Origin of the sequence: Pseudolabrys sp. (assembly GCF_035943735.1) — a bacterium.
Taxonomy (GTDB): domain Bacteria; phylum Pseudomonadota; class Alphaproteobacteria; order Rhizobiales; family Xanthobacteraceae; genus Pseudolabrys.
On sequence record NZ_DASZBV010000020.1, the window covers coordinates 1 to 22,879 of the forward strand.

Here is a 22,879-nt window from a genome sequence, read left to right on the forward strand (position 1 = left end):
GCTGCCCGCAGTTCTACGGAACGATGGGCTGCACGCGGCGGCGACGAAGGAGCGGTGGCCACCGCTCCGGATCGGGGGCTTGAACACGGGCCCCGTCGCTGCCCGGAAGTACGGCCCAAAGGGTCTTCAAGAACGCCGCAAGTGGAGCGCCGGGAGGCGCCTCGTCCCGATCGCAAGGGATGAGGAGACGCCTCGCAAGCGTCTCATCGGGCGGCTTCGCCAGCCGCCCCGGGAGCGATCGCAAGCTCCCGCGTCTGCCGGCGCTCCGCTCCCCTTAAGGGAGCGAAGAATTGGACTGCGGACTGCGGCGTACCCGACGCCGACCAAACAATACGGGCGATGAGTCATGCCCGGCGCGAAGCCGGCAAGCCCGCCACGCGCTGCATTGGCTGTTTGAAATTTGAATCGGGACAGCGCGCAAAACTTACCGTCCCGCCGCGTACCCCTGCATGCCGCGCGGATTGGCGGCGGCGCGGCGCCGCGGGCCGACGCGCGAGGCCGCCGTCAGCCGCCCTTCCGACCAGCCCGGCCCGACCTCGACCTCATGGCCGCGCGCACGCAATTCCTTGATCGTCGCCTCCGGCACGCGCGACTCGATAACGAGCACGCCGGGACGCGCGGTGCGCGGCCAGAACGAAATCGGGAAATGCTCGGAGTGCCAGGCCGGCGCGTCGATCGCTTCCTGCAAATTCATGTCGCAATGGACGTGGCGCAGGAAGAACTGCGTCGTCCATTGATCCTGCTGGTCGCCGCCGGGCGAGCCCCAGGCGAGATACGGCTCGCCGTCGCGCAACGCCATCGTGGGCGACAATGTCGTGCGCGGTCGCTTGCCGGGCACGAGCGCGGCCGGATGCTTCTCGTCGAGCCAGAACATCTGCGCGCGCGTGCCGAGGCAGAAGCCGAGCTCCGGGATCACCGGCGACGATTGCAGCCAGCCGCCGGACGGCGTCGACGAGATCATGTTGCCGTCGCGGTCGACGATGTCGAAATGCACCGTGTCGCCATTGACCTCGCCGAGGCGGCCGACGGTCGGCTCGCCGGCGCCGAAGGCGCCGACCGCGCCGCGTGCCCCCTCTGCGCGCCGCATCGCGACCACCGCGCCGAAGCCTTCGATCGAGCCGGGCCGCAAATCGAGCGAGGCCTTGTCGGTCACGAGCTTGCGCCGTTCGTCGTTATAGCGATCCGACAGCAGCGTCGCCGCAGGAATGTCGGAGAAGTCCGGATCGCCGTAGAACTTCTCGCGGTCGGCGAAGGCGAGCTTGGCGCATTCGACCTGCAGATGGATGAACTCGGTGCCGGTCGGATCGAGCCCGTCGAGATCGAAGCCCTTCAACAGCGCGAGCTGCTGCAGCAGCACCGGCCCCTGACTCCAGATGCCGGCCTTGCACACGGTATAGCGGCCGTAGTCGTAGGTGAGCGGCGCCTCGACATGCGCCTGCCACGCCGCCATGTCGGCGCCGGTCAGCACGCCGCGATGACGCTCGCCGGTGACGTCCATCACCTCCTGCGTACGGCAGAATTTGTCGATCGCCTCGGCGACGAAGCCCTGCGACCAGATTTTGCGCGCGCGCTCGATCTGCGCGACGCGATCGGAGCCGGCGCTCTCCGCCTCGCGCAGCACGCGTTCATACGTGTCGGCAAGTGTCGGGTTGGTGAACAGGACGCCGGGCTGCGGCACCTTGTCGTCCGGCAGATAGACCGCCGCCGAGGTCGGCCAATGGTCGCGGAAGAGATCGGCGACCACGCCGATCGTGGCGCTGGCGCGCTCGACCAGCGGATGTCCGTTGCGCGCATAGAAGATCGCCGGCGTCAGCACGTCGGCGACGCGCATCGTGCCGTAGTCGCGCAGCAGCAGCATCCAGGCGTCGAACATGCCGGGCACGCAGGCGGCGAGCAGGCCGGTGCCCGGCACCATGTCGAGGCCGAGGCTGCGGTAATGGGCGATGGTGGCGCCGGCCGGCGCGGGCCCCTGCCCGCAGACGACCTCGGTCTTGCCGCGCTTCACGTCGTGCACGATGACCGGCACGTCGCCGCCGGGACCGTTCAGATGCGGTTCGAGCACCTGCAGCGCGAAGGCCGTTGCGATGCCGGCGTCGAAAGCGTTGCCGCCCTTCTCCAGCACCGACATGCCGACCGCCGTGGCGATCCAGTGCGTCGAGGTGACGACGCCGAAGGTTCCCTCGATCTCGGGACGGGTGGTGAACGGATTGGGATTGATCTTGGAGACTTCTGCCATGGCCACACACTAATTGACGCCCTGCGAGGGCGCCACCTTGTCGCAGGCCGGGCTTCGCGGCAACCTTGCCCTACCGGTAGAGGGGGGCTCGCCGGCCGAGGGGAAACACATGTCGTCAGCATCAGCCGCGGCGTCGGGCGCGCCGCATCAAGCAAGCACGTTCCGGATTCTGGCCGCCGCGTCGATCGGCAATGCGCTCGAATGGTACGACATTCTCGTCTACGGCTATTTCGCCGTCACCATCTCGCATCTGTTCTTTCCGAACGCCAATCCGACGACGGCGCTGCTTCTGACCTTCGGCACCTTCGGCGTCTCGTATCTGGTGCGGCCGCTCGGCGCGCTGGTGTTAGGGGCCTATTCCGACCGCAAGGGCCGCCGCGCCGCGATGCTGCTGTCGATCGTCATCATGGTCATCGGCACCGCGCTGATGGCCGTCATGCCGACCTACAGCATGATCGGCATCCTCGCGCCGATCGCAGTGCTGATCGCGCGGCTGTTGCAGGGCTTCGCCGTCGCCGGCGAATTCGGCAGCGCCACGGCGTTCCTGGTCGAGCATTCGCGCGAGCGCAAAGGCTTCTTCGCCGCCTTCCAGTGGTTCGGCCAGGGGCTCGCCGCCATGCTCGCCTCGCTGTTCGGCGTGATCCTGTTCGGCCTGTTGACGCCGGAGCAGTTGAGCAGTTGGGGCTGGCGCGTGCCGTTCTTGTTCGGCCTCCTGATCGGGCCGATCGGCTATTACATTCGTCAGCACGTCGGCGAGACGCCGGAGTTCGAGGCCCAGGGTCCGGCGCGCGCACCGATCCGCGAACTCTTCCGCGATCACTGGGACCGGCTCTTGATGTGCATCGGCATCGTCGTGCTCTCGACCAGCGCAAATTACATCATCCTGTACATGCCGACCTATGCGATCCGGCAATTGCACCTGCCTCAAACGCTTGGCTTCATCGCCACCACCGTCGGCGGCGCGCTGCTGATGGTGGGCGCGCCCTACTTCGGGCATCTGTCGGATCGCATCGGCCGGCTGCGGCTGATGGTCGTCGTCTGCGTGCTGTTTGCCGTGTCCGCCTATCCGGCCTTCGTGCTGCTGGTGGCGAACCCGTCGCTCGTGGGCATCGTCGGCATCGTCTGCTGGCTGAGCATCCTGAAGGCCGCCTACAGCGGCGTGCTGCCGGCGCTGATGTCGGAGCTGTTCCCGACGGCGACGCGCAGCACCGGCATCGCGCTCGCCTACAATATCGCGGTGCCGATCTTCGGCGGCTTCGCGCCGCTGATCGCGTCGTGGCTGGTGGCGGTGACGCACTCGTCGCTGGCGCCGAGCTTCTATTTGATCGCGACGTCGCTTTTGAGCCTGATCGTGCTCGGCATCATCCACTGGCGCGTGCGGCTCTAGCGCAGGTGACAGGCGACCATCTGCCCGGGGCGTACCTCGCGCAGGGCCGGCGACTCGGCGCGGCAGCGGTCGACCGCGTAGGGACAGCGCGTGTGGAAGTGGCAGCCGGACGGCGGGTTGACCGGGCTCGGCACGTCGCCCTGCAGCACGCGCTTCTGGCGCTTCACGCGCGGGTCCGGCACCGGCACCGCGAGCAGAAGCTGCTCGGTGTAGGGATGCAGCGCGCGCGTGAACAAGGTCTTCTTGTCGGTGTATTCGACGATGCGGCCGAGATACATCACCGCGATACGATGGCTGATGTGCTCGACCACCGCGAGATTGTGCGAGATGAACAGGTAAGCGAGCCCCATCTCCTTCTGCAGGTCGAGCATCAGGTTCAAGACCTGCGCCTGGATCGAGACGTCGAGCGCCGACACCGGCTCGTCGCCGACGATCAATTTGGGTTGAAGCGCGAGCGCGCGGGCAATCCCGATGCGCTGGCGCTGGCCGCCGGAGAACTGGTGCGGGTAGTTGTCCATCTGCGCCTTGCGCAGGCCGACGCGGTCGAACAGTGCCGCGACCTGCTTCTTTACCTCGCCGCCCTTGGCGATGCCGTGCACGCGCAACGGCTCGGCAACGATGTCGCCCGCCGACATACGCGGGTCGAGCGAGGAGAACGGGTCCTGGAAGATGATCTGCATCTGCCGCCGGAACGGGCGCAGCTCGGCCTTGGACAGTTTGGTGATGTCGCTGCCGCCGACGCGGATCTCGCCGGCGGTCGGCTCGATGAGCCGCAGCACGGTGCGGCCGACCGTCGACTTGCCGCAGCCGGATTCGCCGACCAGCGCCAGCGTCTCGCCGTGACCGATCGAGAAGCTGACGCCGTCGACCGCGAACACGGTGCCGCCGGCGCGCTGCAGCAGGCCGGTGCGCACCGGAAAATGCTTCTTGAGATCGCGGACCTCGAGCACGGGTTCGGTCATGGCGCGTCCCCGAACAGTTCGCGCGAGCGCCAGCACGCGGCCCAGTGCCCCGGCCGCTTCTCTTCGTACGGCGGGTATTCGGTGCGGCAGCGGTCGATCGCGTGCGCGCAACGCGGCGCGAACACGCAGCCCGGCGGCAGGTTTGTCAGCGCCGGCACCGTGCCGGGGATTTCCTGCAAGCGCTCGCCGGCAGCCTCCGTGTCGCCGCGCATCAAAGGCAGCCGCGGGATCGAGGCCATCAGCCCGTGCGTGTAGGGATGCTGCGGCCGCGCGAACAATTCCTCGACCGCCGCCTCCTCCACCTTGCGCCCCGCATACATGACGATGACGCGGTGCGCCGTCTCGGCCACCACGCCGAGATCATGCGTGATGAGGATCACCGCGGTGCCGAGTTTCTGCTGCAGGTCGAGGATGAGATCGAGGATCTGCGCCTGGATGGTGACATCGAGCGCCGTGGTCGGCTCGTCGGCGATCAGCACCTTCGGATTGCATGCCAGGGCCATGGCGATCATCGCCCGCTGGCGCATGCCGCCGGAGAGCTGGTGCGGATATTCGTGCGCGCGCTGCTCCGGCGCCGGAATGCGCGTCAACCGCAGCATGTCGACCGCCTTGGCCCAGGCCTCCTTGCGGCTGACGTTCTCGTGCAGCAACACGACCTCCGCGATCTGGCTGCCGATGGTCAGCACCGGATTGAGCGAGGTCATCGGCTCCTGGAAGATCATTGCGACGTCCTTGCCGCGGACGCCGCGCATCGCTTCCTCGTCGAGCGCCAACAGGTCGCGGCCGTCAAGCACGACGCGGCCGCCGGCGATACGCCCAGGCGGCTCGGGCACCAGCCGCATCAGCGACAAGGCCGTGATGCTCTTGCCGCAGCCGGACTCGCCGACGATCGCCAGCGTCTCGTGGGGCATCACGGCGAACGAGACGCCGTCGACCGCCTTCACCTCGCCGTGGCGCAGGTCGAACACCGTGCGCAGGTCGTCGACGACGAGCAGCGGCACGGCCGGTTCGGCCGCAGGCAGCGCATGTGCTGTGTCGGTTGCCAAAGCCATCAGTCGCGCAGCCGCGGATCGAGGATGTCGCGCAAGGCGTCGCCGAACAGGTTGGTGCCGAACACGGAAAGGCTGATGGCGATGCCGGGGAAGATCACCAGCCATGGCGCCGTGCGTACGTATTCGGCGGCCGATTCCGACAGCATCCGGCCCCAGGACGGATGCGGCTCCGGCACGCCAAGACCGAGGAAGGAGAGCGACGCTTCGGTCAGGATCGCCGCGCCGAGCTGCGCCGTCATGATGACGATGAGCGGCGCCAAAGTGTTCGGCAGCACATGGCGCACGGCGATGCGGAATTCGCTCATGCCGATGGCGCGTGCCGCCTCGACGAACGGCAGTTCGCGCAGCGCCAAGGTGTTCGAGCGGATGACGCGCGCGGTGTAGGGAACGAGCGGGATGGCGATGGCGACGATGGTATTGTCGAGCGCCGGGCCGAGCGAGGCGGCCATCACCAGCGCCAGCACCAGGAGCGGCACCGCCTGCAGCACGTCGACGATGCGCTGGATGATCAGATCGACCCAGCCGCCGATGTAGCCGGAGGCCAAGCCCAGCGCGACGCCGAACACCGAGCCGAGGAAGGTCGAGCCGACGCCGACGGCGAGCGAGATGCGCGCACCGTAGACGATGCGCGAATAGATGTCGCGGCCCATGGCGTCGGCGCCGAAAATATGCACCGCGCTCGGCGGCTTCAACGCCACCGCCGGGCTGGTGGCGGTCGGATCGTAGGCGGTCAGCAACGGCGCGAACAGCGCCGCGAACACGAACATCAGCATGATCAGCGCGCCGACGACGCCGAGCGGATGCGAAGCCGCGTAGTAACGCAGGTTCGACCACACGCTTTCGCCGCGATCGGCGGCAGGCGCGAGCGGCGCGGGCGGCGGAGCGATGTCGATGCTGGCCATTCGTGTCACCTCACCCCGAATACCGGATGCGCGGATCAAGCACCGCGTAGAGCACGTCGATGAGGAAATTCATGCCGACGGCGACGACGGCGATGAACATCACCAGGTTCTGCACGATCGGATAATCGCGCCAGCGGATTGCCTCGACCAGGAAGCGGGCAACGCCGGGAATATTGAATACGGTCTCCGTGACGATGAGCCCGCCCATCAGGAACGCAGCCTCGATGCCGATGACGGTGACGACCGGCAACAGCGCATTGCGCAGCGCGTGGTGATAGTTGACACTGCGCAGCGAGGCGCCCTTGGCGCGCGCCGTGCGGATGTAGTCCTGGCGCAGAACTTCGAGCATCGACGACCGCGTCAGCCGCATCACCAGCGCCGACGAGCGGAAGCCGACAGCCGCGGCCGGCACGCTGTAGAGCCAGAGCGTATTCCAGAAACCGACGGGCGGATCGGTGTAGATGGGAATCTCGCCGAACCAGGCGACGAAGGCCATCAGGATCAACAATCCGAGCCAGAAGGCCGGCATCGACAGACCGCTCAGACTGATGACGCGCAATACGTAATCGATGGCCGAGTTCTGCTTCACGGCGCTGATGACGCCGAGCGGCACGCCGAACATCACAGAGAACGCCAGCGCGAGCCCGGCGAGCTTGGCGGTGATCGGAATGCGCGGGGCGATCTCCTGCAGCGCCGGCTTCTCCGACACGTAGGAATAACCAAGATCGCCGTGCGCCAGCCCGTTCACCCAGTGCGCGTACTGGATGACGATCGGCTGATCGATGCCGAGGTCGTGCTCGAGCTTGGCCTTGTCGGCGGTGTCGATCAGGCCGGCGGCATCGAACAGGATGTCGGCGATGTTGCCGGGCACCAGCCGCAGCATCACGAACACCAGCACCGAGATGCCGAACAGAGTTACGAGCATCAGGCCGAAGCGCCTGATCAGATAGCCCGCCACGATGACCTCCCGCCTCGCGCGACGAAAATAAAGGCGCCCGGCCGTCCCACCACGGCCGGGCGCAGACCGGTCAACCGCTTATTTGTCGAGCCACAGGTCCTCGTAGCGGTAGCCGTTGTAGGCGCTGTTGGTCATGATCGTCAGGTTCTTCACGTAGGGCTTCCAGCAGGTGCCGGTGCGCGCATGGAACAGGATCGGGCGCGCGACATCCTCCTGGATCTTCTTGTCGATTTCCCAGACCAGTTTCTTGCGCTTGGCGAGGTCGGTCTCCTGTGACTGCTGGTCGAACAGCTTCTGCAGGTCGCGATTGCAGTAGTGGGTGTAGTTGCGCTGCGAACCGCAGCCGTAGTTCTCGTAGAAGGCCTGGTCGGGATCGTCGATACCGTTGCCGGTGAGGTTGAGGCCGACGGCATAGTCGCCGCGCGCCACCTTGGCGAACCACGCGCTCGACTCCACCGGATCGAGCTCGGCGTCGATCCAGATGGTCTTCAGCTGGTCGATCAGCACGACCGCCGGATCGCGATAGGTGGCGAGATTGCGCGTCGACACCTTGATCTTGAGCGGCTTGTCCTTGCTGTAGCCGAGCTTGGTCATGATCGCGCGCGCCTGCTCGCGATCCTTGGCGACGTCGCCGTAGCCGGGGATCGTCTTGAGCATGTCCGGCGGCATGCCCCAGACGCCTTCCGGCGCCGGCAACAGCGAGCCGCCGGCATCGCCCTGCCCCTGCAGGATCAGGTCGATGAACGCCTTGCGATCGAGCGCCATGTTCATCGCCGAGCGCAGCTCGGCATTGTTGAACGGCGGCTTGTCGCGGTTGATGATCAGGTTGGTATTGACGTTGATCGGCGCCAGTTCGCAGATCGCCTTCGGATCCTGCTTCTTGATGTCGTCCTCGAGCGCCTTGGTCATCTCGGTCGGGAAGGTCACGTCGACCTTGCCGGCGACGAAAGCGAGCACCGCGGTCGCGCGACTCTTGATGATCGTGTACTCGATGCCGTCGAGATAAGGCAGGCCCTTCTTCCAGTAGTGCGGGTTTTTCACGAGCTTGATCGACTCGTTCTGCTGCTCGCTCTGGAACATGAACGGCCCGGTGCCGATCGGATGCGTGCGCTGCTGCGCCGACGGTACGTGGCACGGATACATCGGGGTGTAGCCGGAAGCGAACATCGCCAGCAGCGACGGCTGCGGCCGCTTGAGGTGCATCGTGACCTCGAAGTCGCCGTTCGTCGTCACGTCGCTGATTTCCTCGAACCAGCCCTTGCGCGGATTCTTGCGCAATTTGTCGTTCGGATTTTTGTCGAGCAGCAGGTCCATGGTGCACTTCACGTCTTTCGCCGTGAAGGGCTTGCCGTCGTGCCAGGTGACGCCCTGCCGCAGCTTGAAGGTGAGCGCGGTGTTCGTCTTGTCCCAGGACCAGCTCGTCGCCAGCTCGGGCACGATCGTGTCCATGCTGTTCTGCGGCTTGTGCTGGTCGTACACGATCAGATTGTTGAAAAAGGCCATCGCCGGCGCGTTGACCGAGAACGTCGCCTCTTCGAGGATCGACAGGCTCGGCGGCGTTTCGCGGTGATAGAAGCGCACAATGCCGCCGTGCTTCGGTTGGTCGGCGGCGTGCGCGGCGGCGATGGACGCGACCGCCATTGCGGCAGCCGCCAAGGCGGAAAGCCCGGCTTTCATCATATCCTCCCCTGGTCTGTACGACGATGCGGGCCTCGCCCGCTCGCTCTTTTTCTTGACGAGCACGCTAGCGTGGCGGCATCGCACGATCAACCGCACAATGCGGCCGCAACGCAGCAAATGCGCACCGCGCGAACCGCCTTGCCAAGCCGCCCGCTTCGCCTCACCATGCCTGCGATAAAAAGAAGTGACAGGGCGGAAGGCGGGAGCGGATCGAACGTGGCGGAGGGTAGTGACAGCATCGTCGCCGACACCGCTGCACGCATTTTTGCGGATCTCGCCGAGCCGCAGGCGGTTAACCGGGCAAAAGACGGCGCCTGGAAAATGCCGCTCTGGAACGCGCTGTCCGAAGCCGGCCTGCCGCTTGCCTGGGTGCCCGATCGTCTTGGCGGTTCCGGCGCCGATTTGACGGACGGTTTCGCCGTGCTCGGCGTTGCCGGCCGCTATGCGCTGGCCGTCCCCTTGGCGGAAACGCTGCTCGCCGGCTGGCTGCTGGCGCGCGCCGGGATCGTTGCGCCGGCAACCGCGATGACGGTCGCGCCGGTGCGCTTGCACGACCGCATCACGCTCGATGGCGCTGGCAGACTTGCCGGACACGCCAGCGCCGTCCCGTTTGCGGCCGAGGCGGAACATGTCGCCGTGCTGGCCGACGGCGCGCAAGGTCCCGTCGTCGCGCTCGTCGCGACGCGCGATTGCCGCGTCACTCCGCGCCGTGGCATCACCGACGATGCCGGCGCAATGATCGGGTTCGATGGCGTGACGCCGCTCAAGCATGCACCGGCGGGCATCGACCGCGACACGCTGATGCTGATGGGTTCCGTCGTGCGCGCGGTCGAGACCGCCGGCGCGCTGGAAGCGATTTTGACGATGAGCGTCGCCTACGCCAACGAGCGCGTCGCCTTCGAGCGGCCGATCGGCAAATTCCAGGCGGTGCAGCAGAACCTCGCGCGCCTCGCCGGCGAGGTGGCGGCGGCGCTGGCCGTCTCCGGCTCAGCCGCCGACGCGATGGCTCAGGCGGACGATATCGACGAAGGCGTCTTCCTCGAAGCCGCATCCGCGAAAATTCGTTGCGCCGAGGCCGCGCAGGAAGGCGCAGCCATCGCGCATCAGGTGTTCGGCGCCATCGGCTTCACGCAGGAGCATGTCCTGCACCGATTCACCTTGCGCATGCTCGCCTGGCGCGACGACTTCGGCAACGAAAGCCATTGGGCAGCCGAGCTCGGCAGGCGCGTCGCCGCCCGCGGGGCCGACGATTTCTGGCCTTTGGTGGCGTCGCGATGACGGCGGTTTTGCAATTCGACCAGATCCGCCTGCCCGGCGAATGCGAGGCGTTGCGCGAAGAGGTGCGCGCCTTCCTCGCCGAGGAGATCGCCGCCGGCACCTTCGATCCGTACCGGCCGGGCCACGGCGATTCGCACAATCCTGCCTTCAGCCGCCGCGTCGGCGCCAAAGGCTGGATCGGCATGACCTGGCCGAAGCAATACGGCGGCCGGGCGCGCTCCTTCCTCGAACGCTACGTCGTCACCGAGGAATTCCGCGTCGCCAATGCGCCGGTGCGGCTGCATTTCGTCGCCGACCGGCAGAGCGGGCCGGTGCTTTTGAAATACGCGCCCGAGCACATCAAGCAGGACATCCTGCCGCGCATCTGCCGCGGCGAACTCTGCTTCGTCATCGGCATGAGCGAGCCGAATTCCGGCTCTGACCTGTTCGCCGCCACGACCAAGGCGACCAAAGTCGATGGCGGCTTCAGGATCAACGGCACCAAGATCTGGACCTCGAACGCCCACATCGCCGACTACATGCTCGGCCTGTTCCGCACCTCGCCGTCGACCAAGGAGAACCGCCGGCACGGCCTGACGCAGTTCCTGGTCGACATGAAGACGCCGGGCATCGCCGTCAATCCGGTGTACCAGATGAGCGGTCAGCACGACTTCAACGAGGTCGTGTTCGACGACGCTTTCGTCCCGGATGATCACGTGCTCGGCGAAATCGACGGCGCGTGGAAGCAGGCGACCAGCGAGCTCGCCTACGAGCGCAGCGGCCCGGAGCGCTTCCTCGAGACCTTCTACGTGATGCTGGAGCTGATCCGCGCGCTCGGTCCGGAGCCGGACCTGCGCGGCGCCGAAGGCCTCGGCCGCCTGGTCGCGCAACTGCATACGTTGCGGCGGATGTCCGTGTCGGTCGCCGGCATGCTGCACGCCGGCAAGGAGCCGGTGGTGGAAGGCTCGCTGGTGAAGGACGTCGGCACGATCTGGGAGCAGAAGCTGCCGAACCGCGTGCGCGAGCTCACTGCGTTCCTCGCACCGGAGGCCGGCAACCGCGAGACGCTCGAAGAGCAGCTCGCCTTCGCCACCATGATCGCGCCGAAGCTGACCATCCAGGGCGGCACCACCGAGATCCTGCGCGGCATCATCGCGCGCGGCCTCGGACTGCGCTGACAGCGGAGCGTCACCGTGCCGGATTTGCAGAAACTGCTGTGGCCGAAATCGGTGGCGGTGGTCGGCGCGTCAAACGATCTGCATAGCCTGCGCGGCCGCATCTTCGAGACCATCCTCAGCCATCCGTACGAGGGCCGGCTCTATCCGGTGAGCCGCAGCGCCGTCGAAGTGCAGGGCCACAAGGCTTTTCCGTCGGTCGAGGCGCTGCCGGAGACCGTCGACATGGCGGTGCTGATCATCCCCGCCGTGCACGTCGCCGCCGAGCTCGAACGCTGCGGCAAGGCCGGCATCAAGGCAGCCGTCATTCTCTCCTCCGGCTTCGCCGAGGAGCCGGGCGGCGGCGGTGCGCGCATGCAGACGGAGATCGCGGCCATCGCGCGACGCTACGACATGGCCGTCACCGGGCCGAACTCGGAAGGCTTCGCCAATATCGCCGCCGGCTTCTGCCCGACCTTCTCGCCGGCGCTCGACAAATCCGCCGGTGCGATAAGACCGACGCAGTCGATCGGCAGCGGCCAGATTTCGGTGATCTCGCAGAGCGGCGGCGCGGGCTTTGCCTTTTTTGATCGCGCGCGGCCGCGCAATCTCCTGTTTCGCCAGGTCATCACCACCGGCAACGAAGCGGCGCTCGACGTCGCCGACGTGCTCGATTTCCTGCTCGACGAGGGCGGCACCGATGTCTTCCTGCTGCTGGTCGAGGACGTGAAATCGCCGGACAAATTCCGCCGCGCGGCGGCGAAGGCGCTCGCCGCCGGCAAGCCGCTGATCGTCGGCAAGATCGGGCAGTCGGAGCCGGGCGTGCGCGCGGTCGCCTCGCACACCGCCTCGCTCGCCGGCTCGCAGGCGGCCTACCGCGCCATCTTCGAGCATGACGGCCTGATCGAGGGCCGCGACTTCGACGAAATGCTCGATCTCGCCGTCGGTTTTCTCGCCTGCGGCGACCGGTTGCCCGCCGGAAAGCGCATCGGCATCTGCACCGCCTCCGGCGGCGCCGGCGTGTGGATGGCGGATGCCTGCGCCGCGGTCGGGCTCGACGTGCCGGTGCTCGACGGCGCGACGCGCCAGGCGCTCGATGCGCAGATCCCCTCCTACGGGACGTCGCAGAACCCGGTCGATTCGACGGCGCAGGGCGTGCAGAAGATGGGCTACGCCGGCCTCGCCCGCGTCGTTGCGGATTCGCCGCTGATCGACGGCGTCATCGTCGTGATTACCGCACGCCGCTCGGCCTTCCTCGAAGGCGATTTGCAGAAGCTCAAGGATCTGCGGCGCGACGTGAAGAAGCCGGTATTCATGTGGACCTACACGCTGCCGTCCGAGCGCAGCGTCGAAATCCTGAACGAGGGCGGCTACCCGCTGTTCACCGGCGCGCCCGGCTGCGCGCGCACGATGCGGGCGCTGTGCGATTATCGCGAGCGGCGCGCGCGGCTGACCCGGCGGCCCGCGGCGCGGGTGTCATCGCCGCAGGCGCGCAATGCCGTGCGCGCGGTGCTGGCGACCGCCGCTCCGGTGCTCGGCGAATGGCAGGCGCGGCCCCTGCTCGCCGCCTACGGCATCGACGGCGACGACGGCGCCGTGCTGGCGCGCTCGGCGGACGAGGCCGAGGCCGCCGCCCGCGCGCTCAACCGTCCGGTGGCGCTGAAAGTTCAGTCGCCCGACATTCTGCACAAGACCGAGGCCGGCGGTGTGGCGCTGAACGTCGCAGCCAACGACGTCCGCGCCGCCTACGAGCGCGTGCTCGCGTCGGCGCGGCGGCACGCACCGGCGGCAACGATCGACGGCGTGCTGGTCGCGCCGATGGCGCGGCCCGGCCGCGAGGTGATCCTCGGCGTCAATCGCGATCCGCGCTGGGGGCCACTCCTGATGGTGGGCCTCGGCGGCGTGCTGGTCGAGGCGATGGCCGACACGGCGCTGGCGCCGATGCCGCTCGACCATGACGCCGCGCTGGCGCTAATCGGACGCCTGAAGGGCGCGCGCCTGCTCGGCGCCCTCCGCGGTGCGCCGGAGGCGGACGTCGACGCGCTGGCCGCGCTGATGGTGACGCTGTCGCAACTCGCCGCCGACCACGCCGACACCATCGCCGAGATCGACCTCAATCCGGTGATCGTGCATGCCAAGGGCGATGGCGTCACTGTCGTCGATGCGCTGATCGTCAAAGGCGCCGCGCCGCGGGCACAGGGCCGCGACGCGGCCGAATAGGAGATTCGCGATGGGTCCGTTCAAGGATATCGGCGTCGAGAAAAGCGGCCGCGTCGCGCTCGTCGAAATCCGCCGTCCGCCGCACAATTTCTTCGACGTCGCGCTGATCCAGGAGGTCGCCTCGGCGCTCGAGGCGCTTGACGACGACATCGGCTGCCGCGCCGTCGTGCTCGCCTCGCAGGGCAAGTCGTTCTGCGCCGGCGCCAATTTCGGCGACGGCTCGACGCTCGACGACCAGGGTCAGCGGCCGGGCGAGCTCAATCGCGCGCAGGCGGTGCAGCACCTCTATCTCGAGGGTAACCGACTCTTCCGTACCAGGAAGCCGATTGTCGCCGCCATTCATGGCGCCGCCATCGGCGGCGGCCTCGGGCTCGCAATGGTGGCGGATTTCCGCGTCACCTGCCCCGAGGCACGCTTCGCCGCCAATTTCACCCGGCTCGGTTTCCATCCCGGCTTCGGCCTGACCGTGACGCTGCCGGCGGTGATCGGCGCGACGAAGGCGGCGCTGATGTTCTACACCAGCCGCCGCGTCACCGGCGAAGACGCCTACGCCATGGGTCTTGCCGACGCGCTGGTGCCGCAAGGCGAGGTGCGCCAGGCCGCGCTCATGCTGGCTTCGGAGATGGCCGAGAACGCGCCGCTCGCGCTCGTCTCCACCCGCGCGACGATGCGCGGCGATCTCGCCGACCGCGTGCGCAAGGCGACCGAGCACGAGCTCGCCGAGCAGACGCGGCTGCGCAAGACCGAGGATTTCAAGGAAGGCGTGAAGGCGATGGCTGAACGCCGCATTCCGGATTTCACCGGCCGCTGATCGGCTCAGCGTATATTGGCGGCGGCGCGGAAACCCGCCGGATCGAGGATGACGAGCGAACGCTCACTCAACCGGATCAATCCCTTGCGCCGGAATTCGGACAGCAATTTACTGACATGCACCGGCGTCAGGCCGGTGGCATCGGCGATGTGATGCTGGCGCAGCGGGAAATCGATCTCGTGGGGGCCCGCGGTCATGCTGCGCTCCTGCAGCCGCTGGAAGAGGCCGAGGATGAGGCGGGCGATGCGCTCCGCGGCGGAGCGGCGGCCGAGATCGACGACGAGCTCGTCAGTACGGCGCTTCTCCTGCGTCCACACACGCGCCAGCGTCCCCAGAGCCGAGGGATCGGCCGCCATGAGTTGCTTGAGGTCCGCGCGGTTGAACGCACGATAGGTCACATTCGTGATCGCCTCGACGAAGCAGTTCGGCTTCGGCTCGAGCAGCAAGGACGACGAGGCCGCATCACCCGGAAGGAGAAAGGACAGAATCTGGCGGCTGCCGTCGGCGAGCATAACCGCCGAAAGCGCCCAGCCGCTGCAGATGATCGGCACCGCCGCCAACTCGTCCTGCTCGCGACAGATGATCCGGCGCGCCGCAACCGTGTGCACGAATTGATCGACGCTCGGGATCCGGTCGCGCGGAATACCGGCTTTCCGTGCGATGGCCCGACAGAAGGTCAGCTCCAAGGCAGGGCACTGCGCACATGAAGCATGCTCCGCCGGCGGCGCCGTATCCGGCGGCCGCACGAGCGCGATAACAGCAGTCATTCTGGGTCCGTCTCGAAGCCGGCTTGCACCGCTTTTATTGGCCGCCCCCGCGGCTGCCCCACTCCGGCGCCCGCCTCACGGGCGGGTCGCCATACATTCAGTTCAGTGAATTTAGGGAGATTGCGCGCAAAAGTAAATGATTACCGCAATTACCACCGCGGCAGCTCGTCGCAGGCGACGAACCACATAGATATCAAGGGAAATGGCGCGCTGCCGGAGGCCCCCCGCTTCCCTCAATGCGGAAAGGCCGGTAACGCCGGCAAATTCCGCCGGTTCGCAAGGGCCGGGACCATGATCTTGCCGACCTGCACCCGCGAACGCAGGATCTCTTAATCAACGCGCAGGAGAAGATTGATGGCCGATATCGTGCTGGGAGTGGGCGCATCGCACAGCCCGCTTCTGAACAGCCCCGCTGAGGATTATCCGAAGCACGCGGAGATCGACGCCAGCGGCCGCAAGCTGCTCGACAAGCACGGCCGCGCCGTGAGTTATGGCGAACTGCTCGAGCGCGCCGATCCCTCGATCCGCGAGCAGATCAAGCACGAGGTGCTGGAGCAGCGCACGGCGGCCTGCACGGCGAACATCAACCGTCTCGACCGCGAAATCCACGAGGCCAATCTGGACGCGCTCGTCATCGTCGGCGACGACCAGAACGAGCAATACGGCGACGACAACATGCCCGCGATCCTCATCTATCGCGGCAAGACCATCGTCAACAATCCGCTGATGATGGCCGAGGACGCGCCCGAGTTCTGGCGCCACGCCCGTTCGCAGTATCACGTCAAGAGCGAGCCGATCGAATACCCGGTGGCGCACGAGCTGGCGTCGCATCTGATCGATACGCTAATGGACGACGAGTTCGACATCGCACAGTCGACGCGGTTGACGAAGGCGCACGGCGAAGGCCACGCGTTCGGCTACGTGCATCAGCGGCTGATGAGCGCAAAGGTGGTGCCGATCGTGCCGCTGGCGCTCAACACCTACTTTCCGCCCAACCAGCCGCGGCCACGCCGCTGCTACGAGCTCGGCCAGGCGATCGCCAAGGCTGTTCGCAGCTTCCGGGGCAACGCCCGCGTCGGCATCCTCGGCTCGGGCGGGCTGAGCCACTTCGCCGTCGACGAAGAACTCGACCGCATGGTGCTCGACGCCTGCCGCAACAAGGACGCCATCGCGCTCTCCACGATCGACCCGGCGCGGCTGAATTCCGGCAGCTCGGAGATCAGAAACTGGATCACAGTCGCCGGCGCCTGCGAGCGTCTGGATACGGCTTGGCAAGAGTACATTCCGTGCTATCGCTCTGCGGCAGGAACGGGCTGCGGCATGGGCTTCGCCGTGTGGCGTTGACCGCTGCCGCCCCTTAAAGGGCGCAGGGAATGAGCACGACCAATTCGGCCTACAAGGGCCGGCGCGAAGACGCCCGCCTCGTCACCGGGGCGGGCCGCTACACCGACGACTGGAAATTGCCCGGCCAGGCGCACGCATTTTTCCGCCGTTCGGACCGGGCGCATGCCACCATCAGGCGCATCGACGTCGCCGCCGCGCGCAAGAGCCCCGGCGTCCTCCTGGTGCTGACCGCGGACGATGTGCGCGACGCCGGTTTCGCCACGCTGCCGCCGCTGCAGCCACCGCCGGGCCGCGGCGGCCAGAAGATCAGGATGCCGGAGCGCCCGATGCTGGCGAGCGGCCGCGTGCGTTTCGTCGGCGACATGATCGCCGTCGTGATCGCCGAGACCGCCGCCGCGGCGCGCGATGCGGCGGAACTGATCGAGATTGACTTCGAGGACCTCCCGGCCGTCGTCAGCTTCGAGCAGGCGCTCGCGGCGGACGCGACCGTGATCCACGACAACATTCCCGGCAATGTCTGCTTCGAATTCGAGTATGGCGACGAGGCGAAGACCACCGCGCTGATCGCCCAGGCGCACGGCACCGTGACGCTGACGATCGACAGCCCGCGCGTCGCACCGACGCCGATGGAGGTGCGCGGCGCGCTCGTGGCCTACGAAACCGCCAGCGAGAGCTACGACGTCTACACGCCGAACCAGGGCAACTGGGCGCTCCGCGATGGGCTGGCAAAGATGGCCGGCGTCGCGGCCGACAAGATCCGCGTCCACATGGTCGACGTCGGCGGCGCCTTCGGGGCTCGCACGGCGCCATTTCCGGAATATCCGGTGCTGATGTTCGCCGCGCGCAAGCTGCAGCGGCCGGTGAAATGGCTGTCGACGCGCACCGACGACTTCCTCACCGACAATCACGGCCGCGCCATCACGCTCACCGGCACGCTGGCCTATGACGAGAATGGCCGCTTCCTCGCGCTCCGCACGGACTGGCTGTGCGATTCCGGCGCCTATCTGGCCGAAGCCGGTGTGCTGACCAATTCGGTCAACGGGCTTGCCATCGGCGCCAGCGTCTACGAGGTCGACAGCCTTTACGGCCGCCATCGGCAGGTCATGACCAACACGTCGCCGACCAACGCCTATCGCGGCGCCGGGCGCCCGGAAGCCAATTTGATCGTCGAGCGCTTGATCGACGAGGCTGCGGCCAAGCTCGGCGTCGACCCGTTGAAGCTGCGCGCGCGCAACCTGATCAAGAAGAAACGGCTGCCCTATCGCACCCTGACCGGCATCATGTTCGACAGCGGCGATTTCCCCGGTCTGTTGGACAAGGTGAAGGAACGGTCGGACTGGGCGCACTTCAACGCGCGCCGGCGGCAGTCGCGCAAGGCCGGCAAGCTGCGCGGGATCGGCTGCGCGATGTTCATAGAACCCTCCGGCGGCGGCCATGCCAAGCAGGACGAGGTGGCCGCGTTCTTCAAGGCGGACGGCTCGCTCGTGCTGCACAATGTCGCCGGCGCCAGCGGGCAAGGGCATGAAACGGTATTTCCGGAATTGATGGCGGGCTGGCTCGGCATCCCGGCCAATCGCATCATCTCACATGGCGGCGATCCGGCCGGGCCGCAATTGCACGGCAATCCGTCGATCGGCTCGCGCTCAGCCATGTCGCAGGGCAGCGCCTTCAAGGTCGCGAGCGAGGTCATTGTCGAAAAAGCCAAGCGGCTCGCGGCCGACATGCTGGAAGCCAATGTCGGCGACATCGGCTTTGCCGACGGCGTGTTCACCATCGCCGGCACCGACCGCTCGGTGACGATGACGCAGGTCATCGAGCGCCATGCCAAAGACACGCCGCATCCTCTGGACACGATAGCGGCGAAAGACATCTCGCGCGCCTTCCCGAGCGGCGCGCACGTGGTCGAGGTCGAGATCGCGGAGGACACCGGCGCGGTCGACGTCGTCAGCTACACCGCCGTCGACGATGTCGGCAACGTGATCAACCCGACTTTGGCGAACGGTCAGCTCTATGGCGGCATTACGCAAGGCGCCGCGCAGGTCTTCGGCGAGCGTTGCCATTACGACGAGGGCAACGGCCAGCTGGTCACGAGCAGCTTCATGGATTACTTCATGCCGCGCGCCGATCTGCTGCCGACGCCGAGCCTCGCTTCGCACGGCGTGCCGAGCCCGAACAATCCGCTCGGCGCCAAGGGCGTCGGCGAGGCGGGGACCACCGGCGCGCTCGCCGCCTGCATGAACGCCGTGATCGACGCGCTGCGCACGGCGGGCGTGACGCAGTTCGACATGCCGGCCACGCCGCCGCGGGTGTGGAGCGCGCTGCAAGGCGCGCGGCAGGCTAGGACGGCCTGAAGGCGGCCCCAACGCTCGTCCAAAAAAAAACACCGCGCCGGCGACGGCGCGGTGTTTCTCGATCGAGACGGAGGAACGGCGTCGGTTATTTGCCGAGATTCGGATCCGGGTAGAAGTCGGCCAGTTGCTGCTGCGTGAGCGGCATGTCGATGAACTCCCCGCAAATGAGGCCGTCGTGACGGCCAACATAATCGTCAGCGCAAGCGCCACGCGCATGATCTACTCCCGATCGCGGCAGGGCTATCGGTCGATTACCACGCTCGTTCCGCCACCGGCCGGTGGCTAAAGCCGTTGCCGCTAGGTATGTGCCGATAATCTAACGGCTCGGAGATCGTCGGGCAGGCTCTCTGGGCTAAGGCGGCGTCGCCGACCGCGAAAAACCGTCTTCGCAATGCCGACTGCGGGCACAATCAATACGCCCATCAGGATCAGCGAGGTTGTTGCGCCGTCCGAACCTGTCCGCCAGTCGACGATCACCTGCACAAGTTCGGAGATAATCAGCAGGCTGACAACAGCCAGCGCAATGGCTTGTCCGATGTATGCGGCGGTTGGCAGACCGTCGAAAATACGAACCTGCGGCGCGGCCGAGGAAATGCGATCAAGCAGTTCGCGGACGAACGGCCCGTAGTCAGCGGCGCGATCTTCGATCCGCCCCCAGGATCTGGCACTTTTTGATTTCAAAACGCAGCGGCTGCCTGCGCGGGTGCGAAGGGAGCAGACGCGCGTTGCGGATCCATTCGGGGGGTACGCGGAAAACAAATGCACGCTCTCGACATCGGCATAGGCGATGCTCCCGCTATGGCGGGCGTCGTGCCAATCGAGAGCGTGCGCACCGAGTCGAAAGACCCGTTCCCGACTGAATACGCCGGCTGCGAATGCGTATGACAGATCGTCGGTCATTGCCGATTACTCCCCTCTCTTCGTGCGCATGAAACGCCGCCTCAGCCAGGCGCTGGGAGCGGGCGGTAGCTGAACAAAAGGCGCCACTGGCCAAGTTCCGAGTTCATCGCGTCGGCGACCGCCTCAAGGAAGGCACAGGCCTCCGGATAATACGTCGGCATCTGGGTTTCGGCCCGATGCAGCAATCCCCTGAGCTCCTTCTCGGTCGCTACCGACTGCTGCGCGGACGCGCGAAAATCGCCTTGTCCCCGAATGCCTGCGAGGGCGCTGGCAAATGCCGGCAGAACCGCACCGAGGAAGGTGAGGATCGACTTCAAGGTGTGGGAAATCCAGTGGGTGTGGTCGGCGGTTTGGAAACCATAGACCGCCACGATGGAGAACCAGAGAAGGCACATGAAGATCGCCGTATAGAAAAGCACCTCGCCTGCCCGATCCAACCTGTGATGCGCTTTTTCCAGCGATTTGTGGTTTTCGTGATGGTAGGCAATTTGACCGGCCAGTTCATGGCGAACGACCGCGGTTATGCTGTCGCGAATGAATGCGGTGTCCACGCGTGCATTGGGCAGCGGAAGCTCACGGATGGCGGCGCGCGCGTACCAAAGCGTCCAACTGTCTCCGCCTCTCCCCGCAGCGGCATGTCCCGAGAAGATGCGTCCGACCCTTCCGACAGGGGCGAGCACGCGGGCATGCCGAAGCATTTCAGCCAAGCCTCGCACGTCGAGAAACCGTTCGTGCCACCGGCCTCGCCGTCCGGCGACCGTAATGCTGATGATCAGCGCAATGAAGAACAGCTCGGCGCCCGCGCAGACCGTCTTGGCGACTGCGATGTTATCGCCAAACAGCGCGGCCCAGCCGTCCAGAATCGTCAGCAGTCCCACGAAGACGGCGAGTGCGGCGAATAGAAAACTCAGCACATAGGCGCTGCGGTACAGACGCCCGAGCTCTGTCGCCTTGCGATCGGCCCATAAGAAGCGCTTCCGCAGCACCTCTTCCATCGCGTTGCCGAGCCGCGCCTTCGGCGGCAGGCCGTCGAGAAATTCGCTCCATTCGTTTTGCCGCTCGACGACCCGTCCTGGTGCGGCCGCCGGCTTTCCCGTCAACAGTCGGAGCAGCAAATCGTGCGCCCACGTCCACGGCGCCGGATGACGCTCTTCTTCCGAAAGGAAGCGCTTCAGCCGCGCCAATTCGCTTTGACCCGATTCATCGGCCGCGGACTCCGGCGGTCTGAGCGTGTCCATGATCAGCGCCGCGAAGTCGTCGGAGGCTTTGCTGCCGGCAAAAACCGGAACCGGCTCACGCTGCTTCCAGCGAACCGGTTGGCGGTCGACGGCCGACGAGATCCAGATGATCGGAAGATTGCGCCGCAACGCCTCGTCCATGATTTCCCGCGTGCCGCCCCGCCCGCCGCTCGCGCCACCGTCCCAGATCGCGAGCACCACATCGACGTGGTCGAGCATGACGAGGCCGGCTGTTTCGTAGGCCACGCTGCGATCGTCATCGGGGCAGATGCTGTCGATTTCAAAAACCGCCCGCGCACGAACCGCCAACTCCCCGAAGCGGTCCCGCGATTCCGGCGTGCTGAAGTCGCGTTCATAGACTTCGCGCGCAAAGGGCAGCACGACATCGAGCTGCCAGCCGGCGCGCAGGGCTTCTTCGGCGAAGATCCGATCGCCGCCTTCGGCGAGTGCGGATAAAGCGACCAGCAGCGGCGGCTCGGCCGAATAGGCAAACTGGTATTGTTGCTGGATGCTACGGGCCGCCTTTGCGGCGCGGTCAACCAACTCCGCCACCTGGGCGCGGATGCGATCCAGCTCCGACGCGGGCAAGCTCGAGCCCGGCCGGTGAGCGGTCACCCCGAGCCGGAGCACAAGCCGCGGGCGCGGCGGCCCTGCCGGCTCGACCGCTTCACGCGTGCTGTCTGCGGTCACCGCCATGTTCATGATGCGCCCAAGATTGAATGACGATTGCGTCCGGAATGGCGCTGCATGCGAAGACCTGTCGGCGTCACGATACCGGAGCCGGATCCCGCTCTTCCAGCATGTGGAGCGCGGTCTCGAGACTGTGGCGCATGCGGTTGAAGGCCGCCGACAGCGCCGCGACCTCATCCTGACCGTTCGCCTTGAATTGCTCTGCCGACATGTTGCCGAGGCTCACGTCCGTCGCAATTCGCGACATCCGCGTCATGGGACGGATGACAAGATAATGCAGCAGCACGTTCAAGATGCCCAACATCAGGACGAATACGCCGGTGAGCATGGCGAGAAACAGGTAAAGCGAGTGGCGCGCCTGTTGCAGAGGCATCGACAATGGAAGCGATATGATCTGCGCGCCGATGACCTCGTGCAGCTTCCAGCCGAATCCATTGGCGCTTCCATAGGATGCGAGCATGGCGGCGGGCGCCACCGACGCCGTGCTGTGACACGCCAGGCAAGCGCCTTCGTTCACGGGGATCGGCCGCGCCAGACTCAGCGTGACGCCCATCGGCGTTTCGCGCTCGGAAACGATTTCCTTGCGCGCCGCGTCTTGCCGGAAGGCATTGATGATGTCGGCTTCCCAGTCGGTCGCACGGTCCGCCGGATTGGTCGGATTGAGGGCCGCCTCCTTGTAGGCATAGGCCGGGAAGTCGGCGCCAAGTCCGTGAAACGTCGATTGGGCGGCGAACGATGGCACTGAGGCCGCAATGAACTTGCCGTCCCGTTCGGTCCCGGAAACAGGTTCCACCTGCTTGACAGTGTAGTCGCGAACGGCGTCCGCCTCCGACAGCATGACCCGGGCATTGGCCATCACCTGCTCGCGCGCGGCGGCGACAAAGTTTCGGTTCAGCAGGAAGGCGGTGGCAAAAAAGCCGAGGACGAAGGCGGCCAGGATCGCGAGGTTGAATTTGGTTCGCAGGCCCAT

Annotated in this window: 17 protein-coding genes; 7 read left to right on the plus strand and 10 right to left on the minus strand. The window is 66.5% G+C overall.

Annotated features, from left to right (window positions below):
- Nucleotides 1-424: 424 nt before the first annotated feature.
- Nucleotides 425-2,236, minus strand: coding sequence for a gamma-glutamyltransferase family protein (locus VGV41_RS15405; RefSeq protein ID WP_326864777.1), 1,812 nt, complete (start codon nucleotides 2,234-2,236; stop codon nucleotides 425-427).
- Nucleotides 2,237-2,345: 109 nt separating this feature from the next.
- On the opposite strand from VGV41_RS15405, the gene VGV41_RS15410 reads away from it, so the two are divergent.
- Entirely contained in the window at nucleotides 2,346-3,623 is a 1,278-nt protein-coding gene (locus VGV41_RS15410) for an MFS transporter (protein WP_326864778.1), read from the plus strand.
- On the opposite strand, the gene VGV41_RS15415 is transcribed toward VGV41_RS15410, so the two are convergent.
- From VGV41_RS15415 to VGV41_RS15435, 5 genes are all read right to left on the minus strand, one after another.
- Complete coding sequence (locus VGV41_RS15415; protein WP_326864779.1) at nucleotides 3,620-4,585, minus strand: dipeptide ABC transporter ATP-binding protein; 966 nt, start codon at nucleotides 4,583-4,585, stop codon at nucleotides 3,620-3,622. The two genes, VGV41_RS15410 and VGV41_RS15415, sit on opposite strands and share 4 nt — an antisense overlap.
- Nucleotides 4,582-5,637, minus strand: a complete 1,056-nt coding sequence (locus VGV41_RS15420; protein ID WP_326864780.1) for an ABC transporter ATP-binding protein — start codon at nucleotides 5,635-5,637, stop codon at nucleotides 4,582-4,584. The genes VGV41_RS15415 and VGV41_RS15420 overlap by 4 nt, the downstream gene beginning before the upstream one ends.
- Nucleotides 5,637-6,539, minus strand: a complete 903-nt coding sequence (locus VGV41_RS15425) for an ABC transporter permease (protein ID WP_326864781.1) — start codon at nucleotides 6,537-6,539, stop codon at nucleotides 5,637-5,639. Before VGV41_RS15425 ends, VGV41_RS15420 begins: the two co-directional genes overlap by 1 nt.
- Before the next feature lie 10 nt (nucleotides 6,540-6,549).
- Nucleotides 6,550-7,497 carry an ABC transporter permease gene (locus VGV41_RS15430; RefSeq protein ID WP_326864783.1) on the minus strand — a complete coding sequence of 316 codons (948 nt, stop codon included), beginning with the start codon at nucleotides 7,495-7,497 and terminating at the stop codon, nucleotides 6,550-6,552.
- 78 nt (nucleotides 7,498-7,575) lie between these two features.
- Nucleotides 7,576-9,174, minus strand: coding sequence for an ABC transporter substrate-binding protein (locus VGV41_RS15435; protein ID WP_326864784.1), 1,599 nt, complete (start codon nucleotides 9,172-9,174; stop codon nucleotides 7,576-7,578).
- Between the two features lie 219 nt (nucleotides 9,175-9,393).
- On the opposite strand from VGV41_RS15435, the gene VGV41_RS15440 reads away from it, so the two are divergent.
- Genes VGV41_RS15440 through VGV41_RS15455 form a run of 4 tightly spaced genes read left to right on the plus strand, consistent with a single transcriptional unit; the run spans nucleotide 9,394 to nucleotide 14,619 of the window.
- The gene (locus VGV41_RS15440) at nucleotides 9,394-10,455 is read left to right on the plus strand and encodes an acyl-CoA dehydrogenase family protein (RefSeq protein WP_326864786.1); all 1,062 of its coding nucleotides are present in this window, start codon (nucleotides 9,394-9,396) and stop codon (nucleotides 10,453-10,455) included.
- Nucleotides 10,452-11,612, plus strand: coding sequence for an acyl-CoA dehydrogenase family protein (locus tag VGV41_RS15445; protein ID WP_326864787.1), 1,161 nt, complete (start codon nucleotides 10,452-10,454; stop codon nucleotides 11,610-11,612). Before VGV41_RS15440 ends, VGV41_RS15445 begins: the two co-directional genes overlap by 4 nt.
- 15 nt (nucleotides 11,613-11,627) lie before the next feature.
- On the plus strand, nucleotides 11,628-13,808 hold the full coding sequence (locus VGV41_RS15450; protein WP_326864789.1) for an acetate--CoA ligase family protein: 2,181 nt from the start codon (nucleotides 11,628-11,630) through the stop codon (nucleotides 13,806-13,808).
- Between the two features lie 10 nt (nucleotides 13,809-13,818).
- Nucleotides 13,819-14,619 carry an enoyl-CoA hydratase/isomerase family protein gene (locus VGV41_RS15455; protein WP_326864790.1) on the plus strand — a complete coding sequence of 267 codons (801 nt, stop codon included), beginning with the start codon at nucleotides 13,819-13,821 and terminating at the stop codon, nucleotides 14,617-14,619.
- Between the two features lie 5 nt (nucleotides 14,620-14,624).
- Here VGV41_RS15455 and VGV41_RS15460 read toward each other — a convergent pair whose 3' ends face one another.
- Nucleotides 14,625-15,386, minus strand: a complete 762-nt coding sequence (locus VGV41_RS15460; protein ID WP_326864792.1) for a Crp/Fnr family transcriptional regulator — start codon at nucleotides 15,384-15,386, stop codon at nucleotides 14,625-14,627.
- 354 nt (nucleotides 15,387-15,740) lie between these two features.
- Here VGV41_RS15460 and VGV41_RS15465 point away from each other — a divergent pair, with 354 nt between their 5' ends.
- Together VGV41_RS15465 and VGV41_RS15470 are read left to right on the plus strand one after the other, a co-directional pair.
- Entirely contained in the window at nucleotides 15,741-16,730 is a 990-nt protein-coding gene (locus tag VGV41_RS15465; RefSeq protein WP_326864793.1) for an extradiol ring-cleavage dioxygenase, read from the plus strand.
- Nucleotides 16,731-16,759: 29 nt separating this feature from the next.
- Nucleotides 16,760-19,081 (plus strand): xanthine dehydrogenase family protein molybdopterin-binding subunit, encoded by a 2,322-nt coding sequence (locus VGV41_RS15470; protein ID WP_326864795.1) that lies wholly within the window; start codon nucleotides 16,760-16,762, stop codon nucleotides 19,079-19,081.
- Between the two features lie 297 nt (nucleotides 19,082-19,378).
- On the opposite strand, the gene VGV41_RS15475 is transcribed toward VGV41_RS15470, so the two are convergent.
- The 3 genes from VGV41_RS15475 to VGV41_RS15485 all read right to left on the minus strand — a co-directional run bounded on the left by VGV41_RS15475 (nucleotide 19,379) and on the right by VGV41_RS15485 (nucleotide 22,879).
- Entirely contained in the window at nucleotides 19,379-19,981 is a 603-nt protein-coding gene (locus VGV41_RS15475) for a hypothetical protein (RefSeq protein ID WP_326864797.1), read from the minus strand.
- 41 nt (nucleotides 19,982-20,022) lie between these two features.
- Entirely contained in the window at nucleotides 20,023-21,921 is a 1,899-nt protein-coding gene (locus VGV41_RS15480) for a hypothetical protein (protein ID WP_326864798.1), read from the minus strand.
- A 64-nt stretch (nucleotides 21,922-21,985) separates the two neighbouring features.
- Nucleotides 21,986-22,879: a c-type heme family protein gene (locus VGV41_RS15485; protein WP_326864799.1), complete on the minus strand. Its 894-nt coding sequence runs from the start codon at nucleotides 22,877-22,879 to the stop codon at nucleotides 21,986-21,988.